This is a genomic window from Mucilaginibacter sp., assembly GCF_028287845.1.
In the GTDB taxonomy this organism is placed as follows: Bacteria; Bacteroidota; Bacteroidia; order Sphingobacteriales; family Sphingobacteriaceae; genus Mucilaginibacter.
In genome coordinates, this window is the sequence record NZ_JAQBOW010000117.1 from 17839 (window position 1) to 27670 (window position 9832).

Below are 9832 nucleotides of genomic sequence, written 5' to 3' on the forward strand. Positions count from 1 at the left end.
ATACCTCTAAAGTAACTATATTTATTATGAATTCACTGAGTGTTATACTCGGAGCCGATCGCCCGGACCTAATACGGGAGGAAACATTGGCTACTTTATTTTATGCTTCGGCCGGACAGCATGCGGATAAAACTGCTCTTATTTTTAATGACCAATCTTTAACCTATGCCGAGCTTGACCAATGGAGTGACGCGGTAGCCGATTATTTAAACAAAAAAGGGATTGCACGTAATAGCAAAGTAGGGGTATGGTGGCAGCGCGGCCTGGAGCTGCATGTGGCTATTTTAGGTATTGTAAAATCGGGAGCTACTTATGTGCCTATTGATAGGGAAATACCGGCAGAACGCGTAGAAGTAATATTGGAAGAGGTTGGTGCAGATGGAGTTTTTAGTCTGCAAAAATTAAATTCGCCTTGTGCGCGGTTAAGCGTAAAACCAATGCCTGCACCGCACGATAAAGTTAAAAAACCTAAGGGGCCGCAGCCCGATGATTGTGCTTATGTATTGTATACTTCGGGCAGTACAGGTAAACCTAAAGGAATCCCTATAAGTCAGAAGCAAATATGCCATTTGGTACGTTCAGAACAAACTGTTTTTGATATCAGGGAAACCGATAGGGTGTACCAGGGTTTCTCTGTATCATTTGACATGTGGTGCGAAGAAACCTGGATAAGTTATTTTGCCGGAGCTACCCTTTGGGTGGCCGATAATACCACGTCAAAGGCAATAGATGAATTGGGCGATATTCTGAAAAAAGAAAATATAACCATACTGCACGCGGTACCCAGCTTACTGGCCGTTATGGAAGACAGCATACCATCTTTACGTTTAGTAAATGCCGGCGGCGAAGCTTGTACACCACAGGTATTAACCAAATGGGCAAAACCGGGTATGCAGTTTTATAATAGTTACGGGCCTACCGAAACTACGGTAACCGCTACCATTGCGCCCTTAAATGCTGGTGATAAAATAGTTATAGGGCAACCATTGCCTAATTATAATTTGGCAGTGGTTGATGAAGCTTTAAATATTTTACCTTATGGCGAGGAAGGCGAACTGATTATTACCGGCCCGGGTGTTGCATCGGGTTATGTTAAATTACCACAGCTTACCCAGCAAAAATTTGTATCCAAGCCAAAATCACTTAACGTGTTGCCGGGTAATATAGTATATAGAACCGGCGATGCTGCTATTATAAACCCCGATGGCAGTGTAGACCTGCTTGGCCGCTTTGACGACCAGATAAAATTACGTGGATACCGAATAGAGTTAGGTGAAATAGAAGTTAAGCTAAATGCTATAGCCGGTGTAGCATCTGCCGTTGTTGCGGTAAAAAAGGATGGTAACGGGCAGGAGCAGTTGGTAGGATATGTTGTTATGGAGGGCCTGAATTGTATTGAAGAGAATCTGTTCCGGATAGAATTAGCTAAAACACTGCCCTCCTACATGGTGCCGGGCACCATTGTAACTATTAACGAAATGCCCCGCATGCCAAGCGGTAAAATTAACCGCAAGGCATTACCTGTACCCGAATCATTTGCCACTATAAGTAATAATTCGGAAAACACTATCGACTTAAATGCCCCGGCTGCAGATAGGATATTGGCGGTTTTACGCGGGATATTCCCTAACAAGGAAATTAACCCATCTATGGATTTCTTTGATGACCTGGGCGGACATTCATTATTAGCAGCCGGTTTTGTATCGCAGCTGCGCCGCGATGCTAATTTGCCGGGCGCATCGTTAAAAGACATATATATTAACCGGCCGCTAAGTAATTTAATAGGCGTTTGGGAAAGCCAGCCCGAAGTTAAGCCCAAATCAAAACGCCATTATAATAGGGTATCATTGCCCACTTATTTACTTTGCTGGCTGGCGCAAACAATATCGTTATTGTTAATTTATGGCTTATTTGCTTTCCAGATATTTATTCCCTACCTGGGCTATTATTATGTAGATCAGGAAACCAGTAATGTAGCTTATTCTATCATTACATCGCTGGTGCTATTTTCATTTATTCCACCCATATTTACTACCATATCTATTGGTGCTAAATGGCTGGTAATAGGGAAGATGAAAGAGGGTGATTATCCTTTATGGGGGAGCTATTATTTTAGATGGTGGTTTGTTAAAACTATACAGCGTTTATTGCCTGCTCAATTTTTAAACGGCACGCCGCTTTACCCGCTTTATTTAAGTTTATTAGGCATGAAGATAGCGGCCAATGCCCAGATAAGCAATTTTAGTTTTGGTGCCGAGGATTTGATAACTATTGGCGACGATGTTAGTATAAGCTCGCAAACCAATCTAAATAACGCGTTTGTGGAAGATGGCTTGCTTAAGTTGCGCCGCATAAAACTGGGTGATCATGCTTATATTGGCAGCAGTGCCATAATATCAGGCGATAGCCATGTGGCTGCATGGGGCGAGCTGCAGGATTTGAGCTTTCTACCTCCCGGCAAAACTATTGGATATTGCGAGGTGTGGCAAGGTAGCCCTGCGCAATTAAAAGAAACCAAAAATATTGAGGACCTGCCACAACCATTAGTGGTATCAGCTTTTACCCGCAGAAAGTATAAGCTGGTGTTTATTATGTGCATGATGATATTTCCATTTATAATTTTACTGCCGTTGCTGCCAACAATAATTACCATAAACCGCATGGATAACGCGGCACCCGATTATAATTTTAATTATATGGTACATGTGCCGATGCTGGCTATAATGTATATTATACTATTTGCAGCAGAAACTATACTATTTACCCGCATTTTGCAACGAGGGATTAAACCGGGCAAATATTCGGTGTACAGCGTGTTTTATGTACGTAAATGGTTTGCCGATCAGTTAATGTCGCTAAGCCTTATTGTAATGCATCCTATATACGCGACGGTATATGTGGCATCGTTTTTCAGAGCGCTTGGTGCCAAAATAGGAAAGGGGACAGAAATATCAACAGCCAGTAGTGTGACGCATCCACTGCTGGAAATAGGCGATGGTGCTTTTGTTGCCGACGCGGTTACTTTAGGTGAAGCAGACGTGCGCGGACAACAACTAATATTGGATAAAACAACTATTGGTAACAGGAGTTTTGTTGGTAATAGCGCGCTTATCCCACAAGGGTATCATTTAAACAGCAACATGCTGATAGGTGTATTATCTACGCCGCCTGATGAACAACAAATGACCAATACTGCTGTCAAAGATTGGTTTGGTTCGCCGGCTATACCGTTGCCACGAAGGCAGGAAAGTACACTTTTTGGCGAGGAATTGACCATGCACCCCAATAATTACCGCAAATTTGCACGCGGCTTGGTGGAGTTTATCCGCATAATTTTACCCGAGAGCGCTATTATTTGCTTTTCGATATTTTTTATCGCGTACGCTCATGATCTGTTGGTAGATGACCCGCTGTGGAAGATCATTGTTTATTTCCCGTTTTATTACTTGTTTTTTATGGGCATACCTTCGTTTTTGGTTCCGTTGGTATTAAAATGGTTGTTTATTGGCAAATATAAAACACAGCAAAAGCCTATGTGGAGCTGGGCTGTTTGGAAAAGCGAGGCAATTACATCTACCTATGAAGCATTAGCTATACCGTTTTTATTAGACTATTTGCAGGGAACGCCGTGGCTGCCACCATTAATGCGCCTTTTAGGTGTAAAGATTGGCAAACGTGTATGGATGAACACTACCGATATTACCGAGTTTGATATGGTAACTATTTGTGATGATGCTGCCCTGAACCAGGATTGCGGTCCGCAAACCCATTTGTTCGAGGATAGGGTAATGAAAGTTGGCACCGTAAAAATAGGCGCCAGAAGCAGCATAGGCGCAGGCACTATTATTTTGTATGATAGCGAATTAGGCGACGATACACGTATTGAAGCTTTATCGTTAGTGATGAAAGGTGAGCGCCTGTCGCCGGGAACGGATTGGATAGGCAGTCCGGTGAAACCGGCTTAATGGATGTGCAAATGTGCGGATATGCAAATGTGCAGATGAAGCGCTATTTTTTTCATGAGGTTTGGTTTTATATAAGATTTAAAATAACCCCTTATGGTTTAATCGCTACAAGATATTGATAGGTTTTATCTGCACATCCACGTACCTGCTATTTGCACATCTACAAATACGATATCCCCATATAATCTATATGTCCGTAAAATATGGGTTCAAAGCCTTCATCGGCAAGTTCGCAGCTCACTATCATAGAGGTAAAAGTTGCATCGCCAAAAATGTTAGCTATAGCGGTATCGGCAGCGTCACGGCCGGTTGCTATTTTAACCATGCCATTTAGCGGTACAAGTTTGGTAGCATCGAATAATATCCATTCGCCGCCTAAATAGGCTTCGAAACAGGCATGGAAATCGGCAGGTTTTAAGTGATAGGCGTAGCCTGTAAAATATCTTGCCGGTATAGTTAATGCACGGCAAAGGGCAATACCCAAATGCGCAAAATCACGGCATACGCCGGCCTGCTCTGTCACGGTATCAAATGCTGATGTTTGCGCGTTTGTTGAACCGCTTAGGTATTGTACATTACGATGGATCCAGTCGGTAAGTGCTATCACCTTCGTGAATGGATTTACAATATGCCCAAACATATTATTAGCTAACCGGTATAATTTATCTGACTGGCAATAACGGCTTGGGTATAAATAAGGCATTATAGCCGGATCAAACTGAGCCACCGGTACTTCGTCATGGTGCTCATAATCTATAATCCTGGTAAAATTATCAACAGTTGCCTTGTAGGTAACTTTAAAAGTGCCGGGATCATTGATCTCAAATCTTACCAGGCGGTTCTCGCCATTGGCCGATACTAACTCTTCGGTTTTTAGGTATGGATCAATAGTAAAAGTTTCGCTTATTACGGTTTGGTGTTGTGTTCTTAAAGCGTTGATATTTAAAATCAAAGTACTCGCCGACCTCACATTATATTCCATTTCGGTGAATACATCGAATTTCATAGTAGTAATTTATGGTAGTTTATTAAAGGCAACATTAATCCAGTCCTCGGATACATGTTGCAAGGCTGCCTTTAGTTCTTCGGCCCATTGGGTCGAAATATTCTCCAGGTCTTTTTTTTCGTAACGTTGTTCAATAATATGAAAGCTGTCTTTTTTATAGATCGCCACATCTATTGGGAAATCCACATTATTTGAGCTAACACGAGTAGAGTCAAATGATAAAAAACCTGCTTTCAGCGCCAGTTTTAAGCTGGAATTTTCATCTAATATACGGTTAAGTATAGGCTTTCCATGTCCCGAATTACCAATAATTACAAAGGGCGCGCCCTGTCCTAATTCCACCCAGTTTCCTTCGGGGTATAATAAAAAAAGTTTATGCTCGTCATCATCTTTTAACTGGCCGCCAATTATACTGTGCAGGTCAAAGTTAAAACCGGCTCTTTCTAATGATTCCTTATCTTCCTTAACTACTCTTTTAACCTGTTCGCCGAAGGCATTTACTGCTTTATATAATTTATTGTACTCCGTTGTTTCCAGTAATTCGGTAAAATATACAATAGCTTTATCCCTTGTAGAGCGTAAACCGCTTGTCATAATGAAAAGAGAAAATCCGTCTTTTTGTTCTATCGAAATTTTCTTTTTTACAGTAGTGTCAGTTCCGGATGTAATACGGGTATCAGCAATTGCAAGCAGGCCTTCTTTAACCTTTATTCCGAGGCAGTAAGTCATAATTATTTAATTCAGAAATGTGTATTGAATTTTGTGGTGGACAAAGTAAATAAATAAAGGATATTAACACCTAATAAATATCTAAAAATGTTAAACATTAACCTTTCGGCAGCATTGAAGCAAGACGTAATTAATATCACTAAACCGGCAACCCATAGGGCAAATGGACTATTTATTATTATTATTGTATGGCGAAATATTTTAAGCAATGGTTTATTTTGTTTAAATTCATACAAAATTAAATATGGTATTTAAGTACAACGTTATTGTATTCAGTATATTTGCCTGTCTCAAATATATATCATGAGGGTTCATTTTTTCACGAGGATTGGCTTACCTAATCGCTCTGCTTTCCGTAGTTACTCCACCCTCCAAAATTTAAGAACGGTAAAGACTATCAGTTTAGTTTATTTCCTGATGAGTTTGTCAATACGATTCATCACCAGATTTAGCAACCTGCCTTTTAATAATGTAAATCATATTGATGAACTTGGTTTTGCTAATATGATTTCAATACTAATTACCCCATTGTTTTATATTGGTAGTACATTGCTTATAAAGTATTTTGAACATGACCGCCTGGTTGAATTTATTGGCAGGGCATTGATACTGATATTTGCCTTATTTGTCATAACTAACGGGATGAGGGTTACTTTTTTTGTTTTGCATAATCCTCGCAATTCATTAGTAATGTATTTGGCAGCATTAACGCTTGTTGGTGTATTCTTTACGCTGGAATATTATGAGACTCTTTTTGTTGGACTGGTAATAAGTGCCATTTTTATGCTGACAGTGCCCTATTACCAGCATAGTTTTGATGAACAACTGTTAAATGATATAATTTCGGCTGTGCTGGTGACTTTGTTTTTTAGTATATCAAGATTCGTATTCTCTTATCGTGCTGATAATTATTTAAAGCTTAAAGCAATTGAAGAAAAAAATATAGAAATAGAAACAGCCAGTAATCTAAAAAATGAGATACTGGGTATTGTAGCGCATGACCTGCGCAACCCGCTTGCCGCTATTAAAGCATTGGCTATGATAATGGAAGAGGATGAAACAATAGATGCGGATAATCAGGAAAATATCCAAATGATAAAAACGTCATGCGATAAAGCAACTTCAATAATTAATGATTTAATAGAAACAGCTAATAATGAAAATGACATTGCTTTTGATATTGAAGAAGTAGAGCTTAACCAATATCTTTTAAAAGTTGTTGATGAATGGGTTAAAAATAAGATGGGGCAGGTTAAATTATTATACTATGGTACAGACCAGCCCATCTATACCCATATTAATACAGAAAAGATGCAGCGGGTTATGGATAACCTGATAAGTAATGCCATTAAATTTTCGAGGGAGGGTGACCATATTGAAGTTTCATTAAGAGATAAGGGCGGCCTGATATTTATTGATGTAAAAGATTTTGGTATGGGTATACCAGAAAAGTTATTGCCGTATATTTTTGATCGTTTTTCAAGAGCGAGCCGTAGGGGTATTCGTGGAGAAGAATCTGTAGGGCTTGGATTAAGTATTGTAAAACAGATAGTAAAAAAACATGGCGGAGACATTGAAGTATGTAGTACAGAAAAGCAGGGTACTACCTTTACAATTCACATGACACCGATAAAAATCGATAACAAGGCCCATTCATAACCCCATATAAATACCTATACCAGGAACAATTAATATGCTATAGATTATGAAAAATGAACAGCTATGTGAGCATCTGCGCCAAATAAAAACAATTATACAACCCAAAGACCTTGTATGCGAAGAATGCATTAAAACCGGTGATGACTGGGTGCATTTACGTACCTGCCAAACCTGTGGCGTTACCCTATGCTGTGATGATTCTCCAAATACACATATAACAAAGCATTATCATAAAACAGATCATCCGGTTATAATATCTGCACAGCCCGGCGAACAATGGCTTTGGTGCTATAAGGATGAGATTTTTGCAGAGTATTAAGAAAAACCCTCCCGAAAGGGAGGGTTAAGGTTGGGCTTATTCAGTTGGAAAATCTGTCCCGGTAGTTGTTTCTTCCCAGGCATCATAATCTTTTTTCAGTACTTCCAATTTATTGCGCGCGCCTTTTAATGCGGCTACACCCAATAATAAATGCAATGGCGGATTTTTTGCTTCTACTGCTTTAACAATTGCTTTTGCCGCACGTACAGGGTCGCCCGGCTGACTGCCGCTATAACCGCGGATGGCATTTTTGTTGGCTTCGGCAGTATCCTTATAATCATCAATTATAATGGGGCTGTTATTTGCCGAACGGCCGGCCCAATCTGTACGGAAACCGCTTGGATTTATAACTGTTACTTTAATCCCTAACGGAGCCGTTTCTTTTGCCAATGCTTCCGAGTAACCATCAACCGCGAATTTAGTAGCGTTATAAAAACCAACACCGGGGAAACCAACCAAACCACCAATTGAAGCAATGTTTACAATATGGCCGCTGCGTTTTGCACGCATTATTGGTAATACCTCGTTGGTTATGTTTGCTAAGCCAAAAAAGTTGATCTCGAACATACGGCGTACTTCAGCCTCTTCGCTTTCTTCAATAGCGCCAAAATAACCTATTCCCGCGTTGTTAACCAGCACATCTATCTGCCCAAATTTTTCTTTAATCTGTTTTACTGCCGCTTTAATTTCATCGGCCTTAGTTACATCTAATTTTACAGCTATTGCCGTATCAGGATACTCGGCTATAATATCTTTAATATCATTAATATTACGGGAAGCTACTCCTGCTTTGTAACCTGATTTTAATACTTCTTTTGCCAGTTCGCGACCAAAGCCTGTAGAACAGCCGGTAATTAACCAAACTTTACTCATTTTTTAAAAGGATTTAAATGTTGATCAAAATAACAATATAGGTGTCGTTTGTTTGTCAGTATAAATTCATACTTATAAACAGCTAAATAAAAAGGGTGAACACAGTAAGCGTTCACCCTTTTTATTAAGAAATTAAATTTTAATTGCCAGGCGCCTGATCGGGGGTGCCTACAACTTTATATACTTTTTTACCGTCCTGATCTTGAGATTCCTGGTAGTAAAAATCATCAGGCGATACATAGTATTTTTCGCCATTAAGTTTTATTTTGCGGATATCCGGAGGCAAACTATAAAATATATCGCCAATTTCTGGTGATGCAACGGCCTGGTTGCTGCCATTATTATTATTGGGAGCACTGTTATAATTGTTATTATAATTGCTATTATCGTTTGTATCTAATTGGCCATCTTTACCGGCAACCTGGTATACAACAGTGCCGTCATCTTTAGTAATTGGCGTATAATAAACACCGTTTAGCTCATAATATTGCTGGCCGTTTATGGTAATTGATTGCGCGTTAGATGGTAACGTATTTATTGCGGCACCTATAGGCGGCTCTACTACAGTGTACTGATCGTTATTATATTGATAATAATAGCCATCACTAAAGTAGAACTGTGCATCGCCCCAATAAAAAGGGTAGTAGCCAAAAGGCAATATGCCTAAACTAAAACCTAAACGTGGGTAATACGCGCTACGATAAAAGCCGCGGTTATAATAAAAGCCGCCATGATTGTACCATGGGCTGTAACGATAGCCGTAACCACGTCCATACCCACCGCCAAAAGAACGGCCACCTCTTGTTACGAAGCCGCCACGTGCTACTGCAGCTCCTCCGCGGTAACCATTGGTTACACCAACCCGGCCACTTACACCAACCCTGTTATTATAAGAATTCAGTCCACGGGTATTGCCGGTTACACCAGTTCTATTGCTAAACGCACGGGTATTACCTTGCACACCACCGTTTTGAAAACTTTGACGCGAAGTGCCAAAACTATTAGTAGTACGGCCTCCACCCGAAAAACCTCCGTTTGAACGACCACCTGAGAAACCGCCACCGCCATGAGAGCCACCGCCGCCGCCACCGCTATAGTGAGAGCCGCCACCGCCGCCGCCACCTCCACCGCCGCTATGGCCACCACCTCGTTGAGCATTAGCGGGAACAGCCAAAAACAAACATAATAATCCGCTTAAGCCTGTTAACATCAAATATTGAGATATCCTTTTCATAATGATTTTATAATTTAAACAGCGTTTTCAAGCGCTGTTATTTATAT

At 40.3% G+C, this 9832-nt stretch carries 7 protein-coding genes; 3 read left to right on the forward strand and 4 right to left on the reverse strand.

What is annotated here, in order from left to right:
- The first annotated feature begins 26 nt into the window (after positions 1-26).
- Positions 27-3965, forward strand: coding sequence for a Pls/PosA family non-ribosomal peptide synthetase (locus tag JWP71_RS12045; RefSeq protein WP_299500210.1), 3939 nt, complete (start codon positions 27-29; stop codon positions 3963-3965).
- Between the two features lie 160 nt (positions 3966-4125).
- Here JWP71_RS12045 and JWP71_RS12050 read toward each other — a convergent pair whose 3' ends face one another.
- Complete coding sequence (locus JWP71_RS12050; protein ID WP_299500213.1) at positions 4126-4971, reverse strand: transglutaminase family protein; 846 nt, start codon at positions 4969-4971, stop codon at positions 4126-4128.
- A 9-nt stretch (positions 4972-4980) separates the two neighbouring features.
- Entirely contained in the window at positions 4981-5700 is a 720-nt protein-coding gene (locus JWP71_RS12055; RefSeq protein ID WP_299500216.1) for a peptidase, read from the reverse strand.
- 504 nt (positions 5701-6204) lie between these two features.
- On the opposite strand from JWP71_RS12055, the gene JWP71_RS12060 reads away from it, so the two are divergent.
- Positions 6205-7359: a HAMP domain-containing sensor histidine kinase gene (locus tag JWP71_RS12060; protein WP_299500219.1), complete on the forward strand. Its 1155-nt coding sequence runs from the start codon at positions 6205-6207 to the stop codon at positions 7357-7359.
- Positions 7360-7405: 46 nt separating this feature from the next.
- Complete coding sequence (locus tag JWP71_RS12065; protein ID WP_299500222.1) at positions 7406-7678, forward strand: UBP-type zinc finger domain-containing protein; 273 nt, start codon at positions 7406-7408, stop codon at positions 7676-7678.
- Between the two features lie 36 nt (positions 7679-7714).
- Here JWP71_RS12065 and JWP71_RS12070 read toward each other — a convergent pair whose 3' ends face one another.
- Together JWP71_RS12070 and JWP71_RS12075 are read right to left on the reverse strand one after the other, a co-directional pair.
- Positions 7715-8551 (reverse strand): oxidoreductase, encoded by an 837-nt coding sequence (locus tag JWP71_RS12070; protein ID WP_299500224.1) that lies wholly within the window; start codon positions 8549-8551, stop codon positions 7715-7717.
- Positions 8552-8690: 139 nt separating this feature from the next.
- Complete coding sequence (locus JWP71_RS12075) at positions 8691-9785, reverse strand: DUF6515 family protein (protein WP_299500226.1); 1095 nt, start codon at positions 9783-9785, stop codon at positions 8691-8693.
- Positions 9786-9832: the final 47 nt, after the last annotated feature.